Raw genomic sequence first — 19,661 nt, 5'->3', positions numbered from 1 at the left:
TTAAGAGAGTTTTACGCGATCTTTAGGTAACTCAACTAACCGTGTTCCAGCTAGTCTATCTGGAAGGCTTTGGCGATATAAGGAGCTCTGACGATCCAAGTAAATGCTGAGGGGCCAAATGAATAAGGCCACCGTAAAGAGCATTTCAATGATTTGCCACTTCTCCAGATGAAAGGCCCACTGCAATAGAACACAGGGAATGAGCCAGAGTGAGCCATAGACATAGCGCCAGAATGCTTGTCGTTTAGTGAGGCTACGGCCACTGAGTCCAATCATACGTACACGCCAGGTTTGCATGGCTAATGTTTGACCTGACTTTGTCCAATACCAGACAAAATATATCCCCAGGACCGCGTAGAGATAAATGAAAGTTAGCCAACTAGGCAATGCGATGCCAAACAGAACTCCAAGGCCAAGATTAGGCGCCAAAAAGGTAAAGGCAATAACACCAAGTAACACTAATTGCTCATAGAGACAGCATGACACCCGTCGCCAAAATTGAGGCGATGGTAAAGCGTCAAGTTCAGCTGGCGTCATGGAGCTGCTTAGTAGGGGGAGTTGCTGGAAGAGCCGCTGTCCGCATTAGATCCAGACCCTTCTGCAGGTGCTGGCATGCTTGGTGCCAACACAGTATTTGGAAGGGCAACTTTTGGTGAAATAGCGTGCTGCTGAAGTGTTGGAGCATTAGCTGCGGTTGGTTTTTTCTTCGCCTCAGATTCAGCCAACTTCTTCTTTTGCTCGTCACTCAGTTTTTGATAGGCATACCATGCCTCTGCTTTTTTCTCAGCTGGGAATTTGAGGCTAGTGAGGTAATTTTCACGAGCCAAGCGACGATCTTTCTGTGAGAGATTTGACCAGCTAGCCATCCGAGACTGAAGGCGCTCTTGATCTTGAGGGCTCATCTTGGGATATATATTGGCAACCTGAATCCATTTTTTGCGACTATCGGGCAGCATGTAATCCCAGTCACTCTCCAGCGGTGCAAGAATTTGTTGTTGTACTGGCTTAAGACCTTCCCATGTGCCATCTGATTTTTTTTCTGGTATGGCAGTTGCCTTTCCATGAGCAGGGCTTGAAGCCGATTGAGCTTGTGCAGGCATACACTGGATGGCACAAAAGAGAGTAAACAGCGCTAGGCTGCAACATTTTTGCGTTCTAGTCGTCAGTGACATCAATCGTTTTGAAACTATTTGCTTTGGACAGAATCGGATGCGCTACCGGATTCGGAAAGAGGGCCATTTTTAAGAAAGGCCATAAATCCGCTATCGGCGTAAGCATCAGGAGGCACATCATCAGATAGAAGTGCCGCATCTACCTCGGCAATGTCATTAATGCGGGAGTCATCTTGCCATTGGGCAATGCCAATGAGGCCAAATACCAGCACCACAAGCGGTGCAATCCAACCAACCGTATCCCAAATGCCATTAGATCCAGTGGTCCAGTTACGAGCTGAACCAGCCAATACATGCTTCTGAACGCGTACTTTTTCGGGTTTTCTGACAGAAAGCGCTTTCATGCGGGCGGCATAGAGGCGATCCTTAATATTCTGAGGAATACTCTGGGCGCCTTGGCGGAGCAGGACGGCGCTAGCCTGACCAAATTGATCGGCTTGGGTCTGGGTAAATTGATCTTCAGAGTGTTTCACAGCGTAATTCCTTTTAATTTCAATGCTTTAGCTAATGTTTGAGTGGCTCTAGAGCAGTGGGTTTTGACGCTACCTTCACTGCAACTCATCGCCTGGGCCGTCTCAGTAATGCTTAGCTCATCCCAATAACGCATCAGGAAGGCTTCTCGTTGACGTACAGGTAATTTAGATATTTCTGACTCTAAAGCCTGTAAAAGCTGAGTCTTTTCAAGCTTAAAAGCCCCATCTTGGTGAATTTTGCTGTCATCCGGGGCTGAAAGCGACTCTAAGGGGTCAAAATCATCACTTTCATCACTCTTTTTGCCCATGTTGGAGAAGAGTGTGACCCAGGTATTCCGGACTTTTTGGCGTCTAAACCAGTCATGAATGCGATTTTGCAGAATTCTGGTGAAAACTAACGGAAGTTCTGCTGCAGGCCTATCACCATATTTTTCTGCCAGCTTAATCATGGCGTCTTGAACGATATCCAAAGCGGCATCATCATCGCGCACGGCGTAAACCGCCTGCTTAAAAGCGCGCTGTTCGACACTACTCAGAAAGTCAGATAGTTCTTGGGCTGATGCCATGCAATGGATTAGACCTGAATCGGTAAGAATTGATCCATTTTAGGGGATTGCTATAGAATATAGGGCTTACTACCTAGAATCTCATTCAAGAAGTGGTTTTTTCCGGTAGCAGCGCCGTTCGAACTCAGGCCATAAGCAGGAGATAGAACAGACCAAACAATTTTTTGCCGAAAATTGCAAAGGACGAAAGAAAATGAATACAAGCAGCGCCGAATTTTTAGCTTCAAAAGCTAACAAAGAATCAACAAATACAAACAATGAAGCAGCGCCTCCAGAAATGATTGGCGCAGAAATGCTCGTGCATGCATTGCACAAAGAGGGTGTTGAATTTGTCTGGGGTTATCCAGGCGGTTCCGTTCTCTTTATCTACGATGAAATTTTTAAACAAGATAAGTTTGAACATATCTTGGTTCGCCATGAGCAAGCAGCAGTTCACGCTGCTGATGGCTATGCGCGTGCAACCGGTAAGGTTGGCGTTGCATTAGTCACCTCTGGTCCTGGAGTGACCAATGCGGTGACTGGCATTGCAACTGCATATACCGACTCTATTCCGCTGGTAATCATTAGCGGTAACGTACCTACATACGCAATTGGTGAGGATGCCTTCCAAGAGGCTGATACCGTTGGTATCACTCGCCCAGTGGTAAAGCACAACTTCCTGGTTAAGGATGTTAAAGATCTTCCGTTGGTATTGAAGAAGGCTTTCCATATTGCGCAGACTGGTCGCCCTGGTCCAGTGTTGATTGATATTCCTAAAGACGTATCCGCCGCAAAAGGACCATTCGTTTATCCAGAAACTTTGGAGATGCGTTCATACAACCCAGTTGTAAAGGGTCACAGCGGTCAGATTCGTAAAGCAGTAGCTTTGCTGCAAGAAGCAGAGCGCCCATACATCTATACCGGTGGTGGTGTGATTCTGTCTGATGCAGCCCCTGAGCTTAAAGAGTTTGCTGACTTACTCGGCTATCCAGTTACCAATACCCTTATGGGCTTGGGCGGGTTCCCTGGAACAAGTCCGCAGTTCTTGGGTATGCTTGGTATGCATGGAACATATGAAGCGAATATGGCGATGCAACATAGTGATGTGTTGATTGCGATTGGCGCTCGTTTTGATGACCGTGTGATTGGTAATACATCCCACTTTGCAAGTCATCCACGCAAGATCATTCATATCGATATCGATCCTTCCGTAATTTCAAAGCGTGTAAAGGTGGATGTTCCTATTGTTGGCAATCTCAAAGAAGTATTGGTGGAGATGACTGCGCAATTGAAAGCTGCCGGTCCACGTAAGAATGGCGACAAAGTTGCTGCTTGGTGGGATCAAATCAATGAATGGCGCAAAAAAGATTGCTTGAAGTACGACGAAGCTTCTCAAATTGTGAAGCCACAATATGTGGTTCAAAAATTGTGGGGGCTTACTGGTGGTGATGCATTTATTACGTCTGACGTAGGTCAACACCAAATGTGGGCTGCTCAGTTCTACAAATTTGATAAGCCACGTCGTTGGATCAATTCTGGTGGTTTAGGCACCATGGGCGTAGGCTTGCCATATGCCATGGGTATCAAGAAGGCATTCCCTGATAAGGATGTATTTGCCATTACTGGTGAAGGATCCATTCAGATGTGTATTCAAGAGCTATCCACTTGCAAGCAATACAACACTCCCGTAAAGATTGTGTCGTTGAACAATCGCTACTTAGGTATGGTTCGTCAATGGCAAGAATTGACTTACAACAAACGTTATTCCAGTTCATACATGGATTCTTTGCCTGACTTTGTAAAGTTGGCAGAGGCCTATGGTCACGTTGGTATGCGCATTGAGAAGAAGTCAGATGTTGAAGGCGCACTCAAGGAAGCGATTCGCTTAAAAGATCGCACGGTGTTTATGGATTTCCAGACTGACCCAGAGGAAAACGTTTGGCCTATGGTCCAAGCAGGCAAGGGTATTACTGAAATGCTTTTGGGTAGCGAGGATCTCTAATGCGACACATTATTTCTGTACTCATTGAGAATGAACCGGGTGCTTTATCACGTGTTGTGGGATTATTTTCTGCACGCGGTTACAACATTGACACTCTGAGTGTTGCGCCTACGGAAGATCCATCTCTATCCCGTATGACTATCGTGACCTTTGGTTCTGATGATGTCATTGAGCAAATTACTAAGCACTTAAACCGTTTGGTTGAGGTGGTTAAGGTGTTTGATTTAAGCGAAGGCCCTCACATCGAGCGTGAGCTCATGATGATTAAGGTGCGCGCTGTAGGCAAGGAACGCGAAGAGCTCAAACGTACTACCGATATCTTCCGCGGTCGCATCATTGATGTGACTGATAAGAGTTACACCATCGAGTTAACAGGTGATGGTGCCAAGTTGGATGCCTTTATTGATTCGATCGATCGCGCATCAATTCTAGAAACAGTTCGCTCTGGCGGCTCTGGAATTGGTCGTGGCGAACGCATCCTCAAGGTTTAATTTTTTATTAACTGATTACTGCATTAATTACATTTTCAATACAAGGAAAGAGCATGAAAGTTTTTTACGATAAAGACGCTGATTTGTCCCTCATCAAGGGCAAGAAAGTCACCATCATTGGTTATGGTTCACAAGGTCACGCACACGCATTGAACCTCAAAGATTCAGGCTGTAACGTTACTGTTGGTTTGCGTAAAGATGGCGCTTCCTGGAGTAAGGCAGCAAATGCAGGTTTGACAGTAAAAGAAGTTGGCGAAGCCGTAAAAGACGCTGATGTAGTCATGATGTTGTTGCCTGACGAACAAATTGCTGATGTTTACAGCAAAGAGGTTCACGGCAATATCAAGCAGGGCGCCGCACTTGCTTTTGCTCACGGCTTTAACGTTCACTACGGTCAAGTTCAGCCACGCGCTGACTTGGATGTAATCATGATCGCCCCGAAGGCTCCTGGCCACACAGTGCGCGGTACATATGCTCAAGGTGGCGGTGTTCCTCATTTGATCGCTGTTTACCAAGATAAATCCGGTTCTGCGCGTGATGTTGCCTTGTCATACGCAACAGCAAACGGTGGCGGACGTGCCGGCATCATCGAAACAAACTTCCGTGAAGAAACTGAAACCGACTTGTTCGGTGAGCAAGCTGTTCTCTGTGGCGGCGCAGTTGAGTTGATCAAAGCAGGTTTTGAAACTTTGGTTGAGGCTGGTTACGCTCCTGAGATGGCTTACTTTGAGTGCTTGCACGAACTCAAGTTGATCGTTGATTTAATCTACGAAGGCGGTATTGCGAACATGAACTACTCAATCTCTAATAACGCTGAATATGGTGAGTATGTCACTGGCCCACGCGTTGTTACAGAAGATACCAAGAATGCAATGCGTCAGTGCTTGAAAGATATTCAAACTGGTGAATACGCAAAGAGCTTCATCTTGGAAAACAAAGCAGGTGCGCCTACTTTGATTTCACGTCGTCGTTTGAATGCTGAGCATGACATTGAAGTGGTTGGCGCTAAGTTGCGCGCCATGATGCCTTGGATCGCTAAGAACAAGTTAGTGGATCAAACCAAGAACTAAGCAATCATTAAGAAGCACGCATCAAATTAATAGAAGTTCATTAAAAGGCTCAGAACAAAGATGATGTATCCACACCCCATTATTGCGAAAGAAGGTTGGCCGTATTTAGCGTTAGTGGGGGTGGTGACTTTGCTAGTCCACTATCTAGGTGGTATTGCATGGTCATGGCCACTTTGGATCATCTTTTTCTTTGTTCTGCAGTTCTTTCGTGATCCACAGCGTATTCCTGCGCTAGGTCGCGATCTGGTTTTATCCCCAGCCGATGGTCGTATTGTTGTCGTTGAAAAAACCAATGACCCCTATGCTGGACGTGAAGCGCTCAAAATTAGCGTATTCATGAATGTTTTTAATGTGCATTCCAACCGTAGCGCAGTCAATGGCTTGGTTAAAGAGATTCAGTATTTCCCTGGTAAATTCGTTAATGCAGATTTAGATAAGGCATCAACTGAAAACGAACGTAATGCCGTAGTTATTGATGTCAATGGCCAGACAATTACATTGGTTCAGGTCGCCGGCCTGATTGCGCGCCGTATTCTTTGCTATATCCACGTTGGTGACCGCCTTAAGGCCGGTGAGCGTTATGGGTTTATTCGCTTTGGATCACGCGTTGATGTGTATTTGCCCTTAACTGCAGAGCCACTAGTTTCTGTTGGTGATAAAGTATTTGCAACAAATACAGCTTTGGCACGTGTGCCTGGCTTGGATTGATTCAAATCTTTTACCGGGATACGCTTTGAGTACATTTCGCCGTCGTGGTCGCATCGATCGTAGCCGCCTCACATCTCGCCATACCCCAACTACTGAACAGCAATGGGCAGAGGAGCTTGGTGATGGGATTGATTACGAAGTAGAGGAGTTGCATCCTCAAAAGCCGCGCTTACGTAGCAAGGGCATTTATCTTTTACCAAATGCATTTACAACCGCAGCTTTGTTCTGTGGTTTCTTTGCCATCGTGAATGCGATGAATCACCAGTTTGAAATTGCAGCGATTGCTATTTTTGCTTCACTGGTGCTTGATGGGATGGATGGTCGAATAGCGCGTATGACAAATACTCAGAGCGCTTTTGGTGAGCAATATGATTCACTGGCTGACATGGTTTCCTTTGGTGTTGCGCCTGCTTTAGTTGCCTATGAATGGGCCTTAAAAGATTTAGGCAAGTGGGGCTGGTTGGCAGCCTTTACTTACTGCGCTGGCGCGGCTTTACGTTTGGCTCGCTTCAATGTAAATACGAGCGTGGTCGATAAGAAATTTTTTCAAGGTCTGCCAAGCCCAGCTGCTGGCGCTCTCATGGCTGGATTTATCTGGCTTGCGGATGACAATAAGATTCCGGTACGTGATACCGCCATTCCTTGGATTACCTTCTTTATTGCGGTTTATGCTGGCCTAACCATGGTTTCCAACGCCCGTTTCTATAGTGGCAAAGCCTTAGATGTCCGCTACCGCGTGCCTTTTGGTGTGATGGTGTTGATGATCTTGACCTTCGTTCTGATCTCATCTAACCCACCTTTGACCTTATTTGGTTTATTCGTCGTCTACTCGATCTCTGGCTATGTCATTTGGGCCTGGGAAAGACTCAGTGGCAAGCGTTTTAGCTAATCCACGGATTTTGGGGTATATTTAATCCATGTTGATGAATTTCTCACCTTTAACCGGTCTTGCAAGCGGGAAACTGCTTCTAGCACTAAGCCTAAAGCTTGGGGCGGGTAAGGCCTGAGTTAATGAGATAAAGATATTCATTAGCCACCACATACCAGCCCCAGCAAATTGCTGGGGTTTTTGTTTTATAAGATTTAGCAAATGAATAAGTTCAGAAGTATTTAAAACTGGAGAGTAGTGATGAGCGACAAAGTAATCATTTTTGACACCACCTTACGTGATGGAGAGCAATCCCCTGGCGCATCGATGACCAAGGACGAGAAGGTTCGCATTGCTCGTCAACTTGAGCGTCTTAAAGTGGATGTGATTGAAGCAGGCTTTGCCGCAAGCTCTGAAGGCGACTTTCAGGCGATCTCCGCAGTTGCTGCCGCAGTCAAGGACTCAATTGTGTGTTCATTAGCCAGGGCAAATGACAAGGACATTACTCGTGCTGCCGATGCTTTGCAGTCAGCCAATGCCAAACGTATTCATGCTTTCTTGGCTACTAGTCCATTGCATATGGCCGTGAAGTTGCGCATGTCGCCGGAAGAGGTGTTAGAACAAGCTAAGCGCTCGATTCGTTTTGCACGCAATTTAGCCTCTGATATCGAGTTCTCTGCAGAAGATGGTTACCGCTCAGAAATGGATTTCTTATGCAGAGTGGTTGAGGCGGTTATTAATGAAGGCGCCTCTACGATTAATATTCCTGATACGGTAGGTTATGCAACCCCGGAGTTGTATGGCGAGTTCATTAAAACCTTGCGTACCCGTGTTCCTAACTCTGATAAAGCAGTGTGGTCCGTGCATTGTCATAACGATTTAGGTATGGCTGTTGCCAATTCTTTAGCCGGCGTAAAAATTGGAGGAGCGCGTCAAATTGAGTGCACCATTAATGGTTTGGGTGAGCGCGCCGGCAATACTGCATTAGAAGAAATTGTGATGGCATTACGTACCCGTAAGGACTATTTCGATATGGTCTGCGGCATTGATGCGACTCAAATCGTCCCTGCATCGAAATTGGTTTCTCAGATCACTGGCTTTGTTGTGCAGCCAAATAAAGCTGTGGTTGGCGCTAATGCATTTGCACATACCTCTGGTATTCATCAAGACGGCATATTGAAGAATCGCGATACCTATGAAATCATGCGCGCAGAAGATGTGGGCTGGTCCGCTAATAAGATTGTCTTGGGTAAATTATCCGGTCGTAATGCCTTTAAACAACGCCTACAAGAGTTAGGCATTACTGTTGAAGCTGAGGCTGACTTGAATGAAGCATTTGCCCGCTTCAAAGCCTTAGCAGATCAAAAGTCGGATATTTTCGACGAGGATATTATTGCCATCATGTCCGATTCAGCTGCGGCTGAAGAGGGCGAACACTATAAATTTATTTCATTGAGTCAGCATTCTGAGACTGGTGAACGCCCTAAGTCACGAGTGATATTCCGCATGGGTGATAAAGAAGTGAGCTCCGAAGCGGAAGGCAATGGGCCTGTGGATGCAAGCTTGAATGCAATTGAAGAGATTGCTAAGAGCGGGGCAGAGCAGTTGCTCTATTCAGTAAATGCAATTACTTCAGGCACTCAATCTCAGGGAGAGGTTACAGTACGCTTGGCTAAAGGTGGCCGCATTGTGAATGGGGTTGGTACTGATCCAGACATTATTGCCGCTTCAGCCAAAGCGTATTTATCTGCCTTGAATAAATTGCATGATCCGAGCCAAGCAAAGCTCAATGCGCAGATGACGCCCTAGGCGCCATCAATTAGTTTATTTATTTAAGTCTGTATTTTTATAGTACTTCGTGCCTTTGCCGGTGATTTCTGCGGCAAGGCCGGAGTCAGTAAGTTGATACATCAACACGCCTGGAGCAACAACAGTTGCATCTTGCAGTGCGCCACCATCTTTTTCATATTTGGCTGCAGCTGTCACTTGACCGCCAAAAGTCCAGCCTGAATTAATAAAATCCTTCATTGCCGCTTCGGATTGAAATACAAAGATATTTTGGAATGATTTAATTCCAAGCCCCAAACCCGCTTGAACTTCTGCCATATTCATGTAGATGGGTTTTTTAGTAGCTTTATCAAAAACGACGCCACTGCCGGTGCCGCCACCTGCGATCAGAATTTTCATACCAAAATTACTGAAGGTTGCATAACCCACTGACTTTTCAATTAGTTCCTTAGCTTTTGGCTGTGCCTCATAGAGTTGCTTCAATATGGATTGGTTTTTGATCAAAATATCCTGGCGTTGTTCGGCGACCGTTTTATCTGGGCCAAAAAAGGAGCCAAACTGAGCGTGAGCAGGCTGCAATAGGCCAAATCCGATGCCTAAAAAGAGGGTGAGCGCGCGAAAAATTGGGTGCATTATATGTAAGCCCTTGTTTTTAAAGGATAAATAGTAATTATGTGTCAGAATTTGATAATACAGTATGTGCTTTCCCACCATACGATTCCGTAAATGAGCCCAGGCTCTGCTACAATTCGAGGGCTTTGATTTTTAAAGCTTTTTTGTTTTATTTTGTTAATCATGCACGACACGGATTGGGTGAAAGCTCAAGTGTTCGCAAGTAAGGAGTATTAAAAATGGCAGTTGCTGATATTAAAACGGCGGAAATCGTCAAAGAAAACGCGCGCAGCGCAAACGATACGGGTAGCCCTGAAGTTCAAGTTTCATTGCTCACAGCCCGCATCAATGAATTAACCCCCCATTTCAAGGCTAACGCTAAAGATCATCACAGCCGTCGTGGTTTGTTGAAGATGGTTTCACGTCGCCGTCGCCTCTTGGATTACCTCAAAGGCAAAGATTTGGACCGCTATCGCGCATTGATTGAGAAATTAGGTCTCCGTAAGTAATTCTTATCGGTATGCAATGCCATCTATCTTAGGGTTGTTTCTTCGCAGATTCAGTCTTAAGCAGATGGCATGTTTTTTGGGCGCTTCAAGATTATTTGTGTAGGGGATTGTGTCATTCCAATGAGCTTCTGAAAGTTGATTCAGAGTCTCCCTGGAATGGCATCCCTTGTGATCTTAAATCGCTCCAGTGTTGTCGTGACACTGCTTTATCCCACGACAAGCGTAATGCTCATGTGAGCTTTACGTGAACAATTTGGAGAAGATCAGAATGACTATGTTTAAAAAAGCAGTAAAAACGTTCCAATGGGGCAATCATCAGGTAACTATGGAAACAGGCGAGATTGCTCGTCAATCCGGTGGTGCCGTTATCGTTAATGTTGATGACACAGTAGTAATGGGTACAGTTGTTGCCTCTAAGTCTGCGAAGCCAGGCCAATCCTTTTTCCCATTGACTGTTGATTACCTAGAAAAAACTTACGCAGCAGGCAAGATCCCTGGTGGATTCTTCCGTCGCGAAGGTCGCCCTTCAGAAGGCGAGACCTTGATCTCACGTTTGATCGATCGTCCATTGCGTCCTTTGTTTCCAGAAGGCTTCTTAAACGAAGTTCAGGTAGTAGTTCATGTGTTGTCTATCAACCCAGACGTTCCTGCTGATATTCCTGCATTGATCGCCGCTTCTGCAGCTCTGGCTATTTCAGGCATCCCATTTGCTGGTCCAGTTGGTGCGGCACGTGTTGGTTATGCAAATGGTCAATATCTCTTGAACCCAACTCGTACAGAACAAGCTACTAGCGAAATGGATTTGATTGTTGCTGGTACACAAGCTGCTGTATTGATGGTTGAGTCAGAAGCCAATCAGTTATCTGAAGAAGTAATGTTGGGCGCAGTTGTTTATGGTCATGACCAAATGCAAACAGCAATCAATGCAATTAATGAATTGGTTTCTGAAGCTGGCAAGCCAGAGTGGGATTGGACTGCTGCTCCTAAGGATGAGCCATTCATCGCTAAGGTAACTGCATTAGCTGAAGCGCCATTGCGCGAGGCTTATCAGATTCGTCAAAAGGGCGCTCGTTCAGACAAGCTCAAAGAAATCACTAAAACAGTTGTAGCTAAGTTACAAGAAGAAGGTGATGTTGACGCTGTTGCCGTAAACGACATCTTGTTTGAAATCGAAGCGAAGATTGTTCGTAGCCAGATTTTGAACGGCGAACCACGTATTGATGGTCGCGACACACGCACTGTGCGTCCAATTGAAATTCGTAACGGCGTATTGCCACGTACACACGGTTCTGCTTTGTTTACTCGTGGTGAAACACAAGCTCTTGTTGTAGCTACTTTAGGTACTGCACGTGACGAGCAAATTATTGATGCGCTCGAAGGTGAATATCGCGATCGCTTCATGTTCCACTACAACATGCCTCCGTTTGCTACTGGTGAAACTGGTCGTGTAGGTAGCCCAAAGCGTCGTGAAATTGGTCATGGTCGTTTGGCTAAGCGCGCATTGATCCCGGTATTGCCAAGTGCAGAAGATTTCGCATATAGCATTCGTGTGGTTTCAGAGATCACTGAGTCCAATGGTTCATCTTCAATGGCTTCTGTTTGTGGCGGCTGTTTAGCAATGATGGATGCAGGCGTTCCTGTTAAGGCACACGTTGCTGGTGTTGCAATGGGCTTGATTCTTGACGGTAATCGTTTTGCTGTTTTGACCGATATCCTGGGTGATGAAGATCACTTAGGCGATATGGACTTTAAAGTAGCGGGTACTGCTAACGGCATCACCGCGCTTCAGATGGACATTAAGGTTCAGGGCATCACTAAAGAAATTATGCAAGTTGCATTAGCGCAAGCTAAAGAAGGTCGTTTGCATATCTTGAGCAAGATGCAAGAAGCAATGGGCTCGGTTCGTACAGAATTGTCAGCTCATGCTCCACGCATGGTTTCTTTCAAGATTCATCCAGACAAGATTCGTGAAGTAATCGGCAAGGGCGGCGCAACAATTCAAGCGTTGACCAAAGAAACTGGTTGCAGCATCGACATTAAAGATGACGGCACTGTAACTATTGCTTCTACAAGCGCTGAAGGCATGGCCGAAGCAAAAGCGCGTATCGAAGGCATTACTGCTGAAGCTGAAGTAGGCAAGATCTACGAAGGCCCTGTTGTGAAGTTGCTCGAATTCGGCGCTTTGGTAAACATTCTTCCTGGTAAGGATGGCCTCTTGCACATTTCTGAGATCTCTAATGAGCGCGTAAAAGAAGTTAAGGATTATTTGGCAGAAGGCCAAGTAGTTCGCGTGAAATTATTAGCCGCTGATGAGCGTGGTCGTTTACGTTTGTCACTGAAAGCTGCGATGGCTGATGAAGGCGGCACGATTGCTCCTTTGGCAGGCGCTTCTGAAGTTGTTGCAGAGGCGGCTCCAGCATCTGGCGAGTCTGCTTAAGTAGTTTACCGAGCAGGAGTATTTATGCGCGTTGTTGAAATCAAAGAATTTGGTGCTCCAGAAATGCTGGTGCCAACCACTCGTCCCGATCCGGCAGCTCCCGCTGCTGGGACTGGCGAAATTTTGATCAAAGTTTTGGCTGCTGGAATTAATCGCCCTGATGTTTTGCAACGCAAAGGGCATTACCCAGTTCCAGCTGGCGCATCGGATATTCCTGGTCTCGAAGTAGCTGGTGAAATCATCGGTGGTGATCTAGCCCATTCTGACAATGTATTTGGGTTAAAAGTAGGCGCTAAAGTGTGCGCCCTGGTTCAGGGTGGTGGTTACGCAGACTTATGTACTGCGCCTGTTGCACAGTGTTTGCCTTACCCTAAAGGGTTTACAGACCAAGAAGCCGCAGCATTGCCTGAAACTTTTTACACCGTATGGAGCAACGTCTTCATGCGCGGTCAACTGTCCGAAGGTGAAACATTATTAGTTCAAGGTGGCTCAAGCGGTATCGGTGTGACTGCAATCTTGATTGCTAAAGCTTTGGGTCATAAAGTATTTGTTACTGCTGGCACCGACGAGAAGTGTGCTGCATGTGTAGCATTGGGTGCCGATCTCGCTATTAACTACAAGACGCAAGACTTTGTAGAGGAAGTGAAGAAAGCTACCGATGGTAAAGGCGTTAACGTCATTCTGGATATGGTGACTGGCGCTTATGTACAAAAAGAAATCGATTGTTTAGCAGATGATGGACGCATCGTGATTATTGCAATTCAGGGCGGATCAAAGGCAGAGGTAAGCACAAACCAGATTTTGCGTCGTCGCTTAACGATTACTGGCTCAACACTACGTCCACGCCCTGTGTCATTTAAGAAGCAAATCACTAAACAGCTCTATGAGAATGTTTGGCCTTTGCTGAATGCAGGCAAATTAAAGCCGGTTATCTACAAAACATTTACGCTAGATCAAGCGGCGGATGCTCATGCTTTGATGGAGTCATCCGAGCATGTTGGCAAAATTGTTTTAACTGTATAAAAATATTCATTACCCCCTATGCGACCACTCATCGTTATCGGCAACTGGAAAATGAATGGCAGTCTTGTAAGCAATCAAGACTGGATCAAAACGGTTGCCCGTGGCATGGAGAGTGGAATGCCGTCGGGACGCAAATATGCGGTCTGTCCGCCATTTCCGTATTTATCCCAATGTGCGCAGTTAATTAAAGAACACTCATTGGCTTTTTTGAACCTGGGCGCACAAGATGCATCAGCTCATAGTGTTGGTGCCCTTACGGGTGAAGTGGCGGCATCCATGCTTAAAGAGCTTGGCTGCACTTATGTCATCGTCGGCCATTCAGAGCGCCGTCAAATGCATCAAGAGGTAGATGAGGCTGTGGCTGCTAAAGCCCTTCAGGTCCTAGACAATGGCATGACTCCGGTAATTTGCGTGGGCGAGACTGCTGATGAAAGAAATTCTGGCAGGGCGGAAGAGGTTGTCTGCGCTCAGATCGCAAAGCAGGTGGGTGTATTACAAGACCGTCTTGCTGACTGCTTGATCGCTTATGAGCCCGTATGGGCAATTGGAGCCGGCAAGGTTGCCAGCGCCCAAGTTGCGCAAGATATGCATCGTGCCATTCGCCTTCAGTTGGCTGAATTTAATGAGGATGTGGCTTCTCACGTGGGAATTTTGTATGGTGGCAGCGTCAAACCTGATAATGCTGTTGAATTGTTCGCAATGCCTGATATTGATGGTGGATTGGTTGGGGGTGCTTCATTGAACCCTCAAGATTTTCTAGCCATTTGTCAGGCATAGATTTTTTATTTGGAGATAAGCTGTGGAATGGTTTAAGACTTTATTAATCGTGTTACAGGTAATTTCAGCTTTAGCTGTGATTCTTCTGGTCCTATTGCAACAAGGCAAAGGTGCTGATATGGGTGCCGCCTTTGGTTCAGGGTCTTCTGGAAGTCTATTTGGCGCCAGTGGTTCTGCAAACTTCTTATCGCACGCAACTGCAGTATTTGCAGCTGTTTTCTTCATTTGCACTTTAGGCATTACCTGGATTGGCAATAAGAAGGAAGTTAGTCCTGGCGTCCTCTCTGGCACGGTTGCCCCTGCCGTAGCGCCAGCTGCTCCAGTAGCTCCAGTTCAGGACCCAAGCAAACCAGCAGTTCCTAAGTAAAAAAGTAGGTTTTTACTTATTTAACTACCTCAAAAGATGGGTAGTGTAGTTGTGCAATGCAGTAGAATTAACGGGTTTTACAAGATGCCGACGTGGTGAAATTGGTAGACACGCTATCTTGAGGGGGTAGTGGCTTAGGCTGTGCGAGTTCGAGTCTCGCCGTCGGCACCAATAAAGAAGTATTGATCGGGTTTTTTGCTCTAAATCAATGCTTTATGTAGTTGAACATTGAATAATTTGCTTCATATAGGATTTACCAGACAAACGAATCAGGGCTATTTTGAATCTCGCTAATTACTTTCCTGTTCTGCTTTTTATCCTCGTAGGCATTGGGGTGGGATTAGTCCCCATGTTCCTCGGAAAAATTTTGGCTCCTTCGAAGCCTGACGCTGAAAAACTCTCTCCATATGAGTGCGGTTTCGAAGCTTTCGAAGATGCACGTATGAAGTTCGACGTGCGTTACTACTTAGTCGCTATTCTCTTCATCCTGTTTGATCTTGAAACTGCCTTCCTATTTCCATGGGGTGTGGCATTACGAGATATTGGATGGCTTGGCTACGCCTCTATGGTGATTTTCCTTTTGGAATTCATCGTTGGATTTGTATATATCTGGAAAAAGGGCGCTCTCGACTGGGAGTGATAGATATGGCATTAGAAGGCGTACTTAAAGAAGGTTTTGTGACCACCACTGCGGATCAGTTGATTAACTGGACGCGTAATGGGTCTTTATGGCCAATGACCTTTGGTCTGGCTTGTTGTGCAGTTGAGATGATGCATGCAGGCGCTTCCCGTTATGACTTGGACCGATTTGGTGTGGTATTTCGCCCATCTCCACGCCAATCAGACTTAATGATTGTTGCAGGCACTTTGTGCAACAAGATGGCTCCAGCCTTACGTAAGGTTTACGATCAAATGCCAGAACCACGTTGGGTAATTTCTATGGGTTCTTGCGCCAACGGTGGCGGCTACTACCATAACTCTTATTCAGTAGTGCGCGGTTGCGACCGTATTGTTCCGGTTGATATTTATGTACCTGGTTGCCCTCCAACAGCGGAAGCGTTGATCTACGGAATCATTCAGTTGCAATCCAAGATCGCTCGTACCAGCACGATTGCGCGGAAGGCTTAAGTTATGTCAGATCGTTTGAATCAGTTAGCTGCCAGCTTAGAAAAAGTTTTAGGTAAGCGCATCAAATCCATTGAGATTGCCTTGGGTGAGGTGACTGTTGTTGTAAATGCAGATACTTACCTTGAGTCAGCCATATTGTTGCGCGATGATCCCTCGCTCGCATTTGAGCAGTTGATCGATTTATGCGGTGTTGATTACCAAGACTTTCGGGATGGCGCATGGAGCGGTCAACGTTTTGCTGTTGTAAGTCACCTACTGTCCTTAGAGCACAACTGGCGTTTGCGCGTTCGCGTTTTTGCATCTGATGATAGCTATCCAGTAGTAGCTTCTATTACTCCGGTATGGAATTCGGCTAATTGGTTCGAGCGTGAGGCGTTTGACCTTTACGGCATCTTATTTGATGGACATGATGACTTACGTCGCATCCTGACTGATTACGGCTTTATTGGCCATCCATTTAGAAAAGATTTCCCAATCAGTGGCAACGTTGAAATGCGCTATGACCCAGAGTTGAAGCGTGTTGTGTATCAGCCGGTCACGATTGAGGCTAGAGAAATTACTCCACGCATTGTTCGTGAAGAGCAGTATGGAGGTCCGGTTTAAGTCATGGCACAGATTAAGAACTACACACTCAATTTCGGTCCCCAGCATCCTGCCGCGCACGGCGTATTACGTCTAGTGCTTGAGCTCGATGGCGAGGTGATCCAACGTGCTGATCCGCACATCGGCTTATTGCATCGCGCTACCGAGAAATTAGCAGAAACACGTACTTGGATTCAAAACGTGCCTTACATGGATCGCTTGGATTATGTATCCATGATGTCCAATGAACATGCTTATGTCATGGCCATTGAGAAGTTATTGCAAGTAGACGTTCCGCTGCGCGCTCAATACATTCGCGTGATGTACGACGAGTTAACCCGCTTATTGAACCACTTGCTATGGATTGGCTGTCATGGTCTAGACGTTGGTGCTATGGCTGTCTTCTTGTACGCATTCCGTGATCGTGAAGACATTTTCGACATGTACGAGGCAGTATCTGGTGCGCGTATGCACGCAGCTTACTATCGTCCAGGCGGCGTTTATCGTGATTTGCCAGATCACATGGCTCAGTACAGCAAGAACAAAATTCGTAGCGACTCTGCTATAAAGCGCTTGAATGAAAACCGTAGCGGTACGTTATTGGATTTCATTGAGCAATTTACCAATGGCTTTGATGCTAACGTAGATGAATATTGCAACCTCCTAACGGACAACCGCATTTGGAAGCAACGTTTAGTCAATATCGGTATCGTCACTCCAGAGCGTGCTTTGCAACTCTGTTTCACTGGCCCCATGTTGCGTGGCTCAGGTATTGAGTGGGATTTGCGTAAGAAGCAACCATACGAAGTCTATGACCGCCTCGACTTTGACATCCCAGTAGGTGTTAATGGCGATTCATACGACCGTTATTTGGTGCGCATGGAAGAAATGCGTCAATCCAACCGCATTATTAAACAGTGCGTCGCTTGGCTAAAAGCAAATCCTGGCCCTGTTATGAGTGATAACCATAAGGTTTCTCCACCCAAGCGCGTGGATATGAAAACCAATATGGAAGAATTGATTCACCATTTCAAACTCTTTACCGAAGGGATTCACGTTCCTGATGGCGAGGCTTATTCAGCCGTTGAGCATCCAAAAGGTGAGTTTGGAATTTACTTAATTTCAGATGGTGCCAATAAGCCTTATCGTATGAAGATTCGTGCACCAGGATTTGTGCACCTTTCAGCAATGGATGAGATGTCACGTGGCCACATGTTGGCTGACGCGGTAACCATCATTGGTACCCAAGATATTGTGTTCGGGGAGATTGACCGCTAGTTAAGCGTGCCAAGGATTATTTAATGACTACAACTCTTCAACTTTCCGATAAAACATTAGCCGATATTCAGCGCAATATCGCTAAGTACCCACCAGAGCACAAGCAATCTGCTGTAATGGCCTGCTTAATTGCGGCTCAAACAGAGGTGGGTTGGGTTTCACCTGAAGTGATCGAAACGATTGCACAAATTCTAGAGATGCCAAGCATCGCTGTTGATGAAGTGGCTACTTTCTACAACATGTACAACACCAAGAAAATTGGTAAATACAAATTAGTGATCTGTACTAATTTGCCATGCCAGCTCACTCATGGTGAAACAGCTGCTACGTATTTAAAAGAGACTCTTGGTATTGGCTACAACGAAACTACCTCTTGTGGAACATTCACCTTAAAAGAGGGTGAATGTATGGGCGCATGCGGTGACTCACCAGTAATGCTCGTGAATGACAAGCGTATGTGTAGCTTTATGAGCAAAGAAAAAATTGATGCTCTGTTAAATGAATTACGTGCAGAAGGGAAAGCAGCATGACCAGCTTGCACGATCGTCATATCAAGCCTTTGATCCTTGCTGGATTAAATGGCGACAACTGGCGTTTAAAAGATTATGAAAGTCGTGGTGGCTATCAACAGCTGCGTCGTTTAATTAACGATAAGGTCTCTCCTGATTCCATCATTGCAGAATTGAAAGCTTCATCATTACGTGGACGTGGTGGTGCAGGCTTCCCGACTGGTTTGAAGTGGAGCTTTATGCCACGTCAATTCCCAGGACAAAAATATTTAGTTTGTAATAGTGACGAAGGTGAGCCGGGTACATTTAAAGACCGCGACATCATGCGTTACAACCCACATGCACTTATTGAAGGCATGATTATTGGTGCGTACACCATGGGTATCACCACTGGCTATAACTACATCCACGGTGAAATCTGGGAAGTGTATTCCCGCTTCGAAGAGGCTCTAGAAGAAGCACGTGCCGCTGGCTACCTGGGCGACAAGATTTTAGGAAGTGATTTCTCCTTCCAATTGCATGCATCTCCAGGTTGGGGTGCGTATATTTGCGGTGAAGAGACTGCGCTACTTGAGTCTTTAGAGGGTAAAAAAGGTCAGCCACGCTTCAAACCTCCTTTCCCTGCAAGCTTTGGTTTGTATGGCAAACCAACCACGATTAACAACACGGAAACATTTGCTGCTGTGCCATTCATCTTGGCAATTGGTGGTCAGGCTTATTTAGAGCTTGGCAAGCCCAATAACGGTGGAACAAAGATTTACTCAGTCTCCGGTGACGTTATACATCCCGGTAATTATGAAATTCCATTGGGCACTCCTTTTGCAGAACTTCTAAAGCTTGCTGGCGGTATGCGCGATGGCAGAGCCTTGAAGGCCGTGATTCCTGGTGGATCTTCTGCGCCAGTGATTCCTGGGGCGCAGATGATGGATCTGACCATGGACTACGACAGCATTGCTAAAGCTGGATCGATGCTGGGTTCAGGCGCGGTCATTGTGATGAACGACACGCGTTGTATGGTTCGCGCTTTAGAGCGTTTGTCTTATTTCTATCACGAAGAATCATGCGGTCAGTGCACCCCATGTCGTGAAGGTACTGGTTGGTTATGGCGCATTGTTCACCGCATTGAACATGGCGAAGGCCGTCCTGAGGACTTGGACTTACTGAATGACGTAGCCGCCAATATTCAAGGTCGTACGATTTGCGCTTTAGGTGATGCTGCAGCAATGCCAGTGCGCGGTATGTTGAAGCATTACATGGATGAATTTGCGTATCACGTAGAACATAAGCGCTGCTTAGATTCTGCGAAACCTTTATAAAGATTT

At 46.1% G+C, this 19,661-nt stretch carries 22 protein-coding genes and 1 tRNA gene; 18 read left to right on the top strand and 5 right to left on the bottom strand.

Going from position 1 to position 19,661, the window contains the following annotated elements; all coding sequences use genetic code 11:
* The 4 genes from AOC21_RS05390 to AOC21_RS05375 all read right to left on the bottom strand — a co-directional run bounded on the left by AOC21_RS05390 (nt 1) and on the right by AOC21_RS05375 (nt 2,211).
* Nucleotides 1–537: an RDD family protein gene (locus AOC21_RS05390; protein WP_215391015.1), complete on the bottom strand. Its 537-nt coding sequence runs from the start codon at nt 535–537 to the stop codon at nt 1–3.
* Nucleotides 538–545: 8 nt separating this feature from the next.
* Entirely contained in the window at nt 546–1,100 is a 555-nt protein-coding gene (locus tag AOC21_RS05385) for a DUF3106 domain-containing protein (protein ID WP_251371459.1), read from the bottom strand.
* Between the two features lie 86 nt (nt 1,101–1,186).
* Nucleotides 1,187–1,645 (bottom strand): DUF3619 family protein, encoded by a 459-nt coding sequence (locus AOC21_RS05380; protein WP_215391013.1) that lies wholly within the window; start codon nt 1,643–1,645, stop codon nt 1,187–1,189.
* Entirely contained in the window at nt 1,642–2,211 is a 570-nt protein-coding gene (locus tag AOC21_RS05375) for an RNA polymerase sigma factor (protein ID WP_215391012.1), read from the bottom strand. Before AOC21_RS05375 ends, AOC21_RS05380 begins: the two co-directional genes overlap by 4 nt.
* Nucleotides 2,212–2,404: 193 nt before the next feature.
* On the opposite strand from AOC21_RS05375, the gene AOC21_RS05370 reads away from it, so the two are divergent.
* From AOC21_RS05370 to AOC21_RS05345, 6 genes are all read left to right on the top strand, one after another.
* Complete coding sequence (locus AOC21_RS05370; RefSeq protein WP_215391011.1) at nt 2,405–4,192, top strand: acetolactate synthase 3 catalytic subunit; 1,788 nt, start codon at nt 2,405–2,407, stop codon at nt 4,190–4,192.
* Nucleotides 4,192–4,683, top strand: a complete 492-nt coding sequence (ilvN, locus tag AOC21_RS05365; RefSeq protein WP_011902903.1) for an acetolactate synthase small subunit — start codon at nt 4,192–4,194, stop codon at nt 4,681–4,683. The genes AOC21_RS05370 and ilvN overlap by 1 nt, the downstream gene beginning before the upstream one ends.
* A 53-nt stretch (nt 4,684–4,736) precedes the next feature.
* On the top strand, nt 4,737–5,753 hold the full coding sequence (ilvC, locus tag AOC21_RS05360; RefSeq protein WP_046329933.1) for a ketol-acid reductoisomerase: 1,017 nt from the start codon (nt 4,737–4,739) through the stop codon (nt 5,751–5,753).
* Between the two features lie 60 nt (nt 5,754–5,813).
* Nucleotides 5,814–6,461 (top strand): phosphatidylserine decarboxylase, encoded by a 648-nt coding sequence (locus tag AOC21_RS05355; protein WP_215391010.1) that lies wholly within the window; start codon nt 5,814–5,816, stop codon nt 6,459–6,461.
* Between the two features lie 25 nt (nt 6,462–6,486).
* Nucleotides 6,487–7,350 (top strand): CDP-diacylglycerol--serine O-phosphatidyltransferase, encoded by an 864-nt coding sequence (gene pssA, locus AOC21_RS05350; RefSeq protein WP_215391009.1) that lies wholly within the window; start codon nt 6,487–6,489, stop codon nt 7,348–7,350.
* Nucleotides 7,351–7,590: 240 nt separating this feature from the next.
* A complete protein-coding gene (locus AOC21_RS05345) occupies nt 7,591–9,138 on the top strand; it encodes a 2-isopropylmalate synthase (RefSeq protein ID WP_215391008.1) in 1,548 nt (515 codons plus the stop codon).
* Between the two features lie 15 nt (nt 9,139–9,153).
* Here AOC21_RS05345 and AOC21_RS05340 read toward each other — a convergent pair whose 3' ends face one another.
* The gene (locus AOC21_RS05340; protein WP_215391007.1) at nt 9,154–9,750 is read right to left on the bottom strand and encodes a YSC84-related protein; all 597 of its coding nucleotides are present in this window, start codon (nt 9,748–9,750) and stop codon (nt 9,154–9,156) included.
* Between the two features lie 218 nt (nt 9,751–9,968).
* On the opposite strand from AOC21_RS05340, the gene rpsO reads away from it, so the two are divergent.
* The 12 genes from rpsO to nuoF all read left to right on the top strand — a co-directional run bounded on the left by rpsO (nt 9,969) and on the right by nuoF (nt 19,655).
* A complete protein-coding gene (gene rpsO, locus AOC21_RS05335) occupies nt 9,969–10,238 on the top strand; it encodes a 30S ribosomal protein S15 (protein WP_068323724.1) in 270 nt (89 codons plus the stop codon).
* Nucleotides 10,239–10,506: 268 nt separating this feature from the next.
* Nucleotides 10,507–12,675 (top strand): polyribonucleotide nucleotidyltransferase, encoded by a 2,169-nt coding sequence (pnp, locus tag AOC21_RS05330; RefSeq protein ID WP_215391006.1) that lies wholly within the window; start codon nt 10,507–10,509, stop codon nt 12,673–12,675.
* 24 nt (nt 12,676–12,699) lie between these two features.
* Nucleotides 12,700–13,698, top strand: a complete 999-nt coding sequence (locus AOC21_RS05325) for an NAD(P)H-quinone oxidoreductase (RefSeq protein ID WP_215391005.1) — start codon at nt 12,700–12,702, stop codon at nt 13,696–13,698.
* Nucleotides 13,699–13,716: 18 nt separating this feature from the next.
* Nucleotides 13,717–14,475 (top strand): triose-phosphate isomerase, encoded by a 759-nt coding sequence (tpiA, locus tag AOC21_RS05320; protein WP_215391004.1) that lies wholly within the window; start codon nt 13,717–13,719, stop codon nt 14,473–14,475.
* 22 nt (nt 14,476–14,497) lie between these two features.
* Nucleotides 14,498–14,842: a preprotein translocase subunit SecG gene (gene secG, locus AOC21_RS05315; RefSeq protein WP_215391003.1), complete on the top strand. Its 345-nt coding sequence runs from the start codon at nt 14,498–14,500 to the stop codon at nt 14,840–14,842.
* 86 nt (nt 14,843–14,928) lie between these two features.
* Nucleotides 14,929–15,013, top strand: a tRNA-Leu gene (locus AOC21_RS05310).
* Between the two features lie 109 nt (nt 15,014–15,122).
* A complete protein-coding gene (locus AOC21_RS05305; RefSeq protein WP_215358987.1) occupies nt 15,123–15,482 on the top strand; it encodes an NADH-quinone oxidoreductase subunit A in 360 nt (119 codons plus the stop codon).
* Between the two features lie 5 nt (nt 15,483–15,487).
* The gene (locus tag AOC21_RS05300; RefSeq protein ID WP_011902891.1) at nt 15,488–15,970 is read left to right on the top strand and encodes an NADH-quinone oxidoreductase subunit B family protein; all 483 of its coding nucleotides are present in this window, start codon (nt 15,488–15,490) and stop codon (nt 15,968–15,970) included.
* A 3-nt stretch (nt 15,971–15,973) separates the two neighbouring features.
* Nucleotides 15,974–16,573 carry an NADH-quinone oxidoreductase subunit C gene (locus AOC21_RS05295; protein ID WP_215391002.1) on the top strand — a complete coding sequence of 200 codons (600 nt, stop codon included), beginning with the start codon at nt 15,974–15,976 and terminating at the stop codon, nt 16,571–16,573.
* A 3-nt stretch (nt 16,574–16,576) separates the two neighbouring features.
* The gene (locus AOC21_RS05290) at nt 16,577–17,830 is read left to right on the top strand and encodes an NADH-quinone oxidoreductase subunit D (protein ID WP_215391001.1); all 1,254 of its coding nucleotides are present in this window, start codon (nt 16,577–16,579) and stop codon (nt 17,828–17,830) included.
* A gap of 23 nt (nt 17,831–17,853) precedes the next feature.
* Complete coding sequence (gene nuoE, locus AOC21_RS05285) at nt 17,854–18,360, top strand: NADH-quinone oxidoreductase subunit NuoE (protein ID WP_215391000.1); 507 nt, start codon at nt 17,854–17,856, stop codon at nt 18,358–18,360.
* The gene (gene nuoF / locus AOC21_RS05280; RefSeq protein WP_215390999.1) at nt 18,357–19,655 is read left to right on the top strand and encodes an NADH-quinone oxidoreductase subunit NuoF; all 1,299 of its coding nucleotides are present in this window, start codon (nt 18,357–18,359) and stop codon (nt 19,653–19,655) included. The genes nuoE and nuoF overlap by 4 nt, the downstream gene beginning before the upstream one ends.
* Nucleotides 19,656–19,661 lie beyond the last annotated feature (6 nt).

This window comes from Polynucleobacter sp. VK25, from assembly GCF_018687355.1.
Classification (GTDB): Bacteria; Pseudomonadota; Gammaproteobacteria; order Burkholderiales; family Burkholderiaceae; genus Polynucleobacter.
The sequence above is the reverse complement of the archived record's forward strand: the minus strand, read 5'-3'. Positions and strand labels throughout refer to the sequence as shown.

Coding starts and splice junctions, on each gene's coding strand:
- pnp (WP_215391006.1), top strand. CDS start 10,507: ATGACTATGTTTAAAAAAGCAGTAAAAACGTTCCAATGGGGCAATCAT.
- tpiA (WP_215391004.1), top strand. CDS start 13,717: ATGCGACCACTCATCGTTATCGGCAACTGGAAAATGAATGGCAGTCTT.
- AOC21_RS05295 (WP_215391002.1), top strand. CDS start 15,974: ATGTCAGATCGTTTGAATCAGTTAGCTGCCAGCTTAGAAAAAGTTTTA.
- ilvN (WP_011902903.1), top strand. CDS start 4,192: ATGCGACACATTATTTCTGTACTCATTGAGAATGAACCGGGTGCTTTA.
- AOC21_RS05300 (WP_011902891.1), top strand. CDS start 15,488: ATGGCATTAGAAGGCGTACTTAAAGAAGGTTTTGTGACCACCACTGCG.
- ilvC (WP_046329933.1), top strand. CDS start 4,737: ATGAAAGTTTTTTACGATAAAGACGCTGATTTGTCCCTCATCAAGGGC.
- rpsO (WP_068323724.1), top strand. CDS start 9,969: ATGGCAGTTGCTGATATTAAAACGGCGGAAATCGTCAAAGAAAACGCG.
- AOC21_RS05375 (WP_215391012.1), bottom strand. CDS start 2,211: ATGGCATCAGCCCAAGAACTATCTGACTTTCTGAGTAGTGTCGAACAG.
- nuoF (WP_215390999.1), top strand. CDS start 18,357: ATGACCAGCTTGCACGATCGTCATATCAAGCCTTTGATCCTTGCTGGA.
- AOC21_RS05355 (WP_215391010.1), top strand. CDS start 5,814: ATGATGTATCCACACCCCATTATTGCGAAAGAAGGTTGGCCGTATTTA.
- AOC21_RS05345 (WP_215391008.1), top strand. CDS start 7,591: ATGAGCGACAAAGTAATCATTTTTGACACCACCTTACGTGATGGAGAG.
- AOC21_RS05325 (WP_215391005.1), top strand. CDS start 12,700: ATGCGCGTTGTTGAAATCAAAGAATTTGGTGCTCCAGAAATGCTGGTG.
- AOC21_RS05385 (WP_251371459.1), bottom strand. CDS start 1,100: ATGCCTGCACAAGCTCAATCGGCTTCAAGCCCTGCTCATGGAAAGGCA.
- AOC21_RS05340 (WP_215391007.1), bottom strand. CDS start 9,750: ATGCACCCAATTTTTCGCGCGCTCACCCTCTTTTTAGGCATCGGATTT.
- AOC21_RS05390 (WP_215391015.1), bottom strand. CDS start 537: ATGACGCCAGCTGAACTTGACGCTTTACCATCGCCTCAATTTTGGCGA.
- AOC21_RS05290 (WP_215391001.1), top strand. CDS start 16,577: ATGGCACAGATTAAGAACTACACACTCAATTTCGGTCCCCAGCATCCT.
- AOC21_RS05370 (WP_215391011.1), top strand. CDS start 2,405: ATGAATACAAGCAGCGCCGAATTTTTAGCTTCAAAAGCTAACAAAGAA.
- nuoE (WP_215391000.1), top strand. CDS start 17,854: ATGACTACAACTCTTCAACTTTCCGATAAAACATTAGCCGATATTCAG.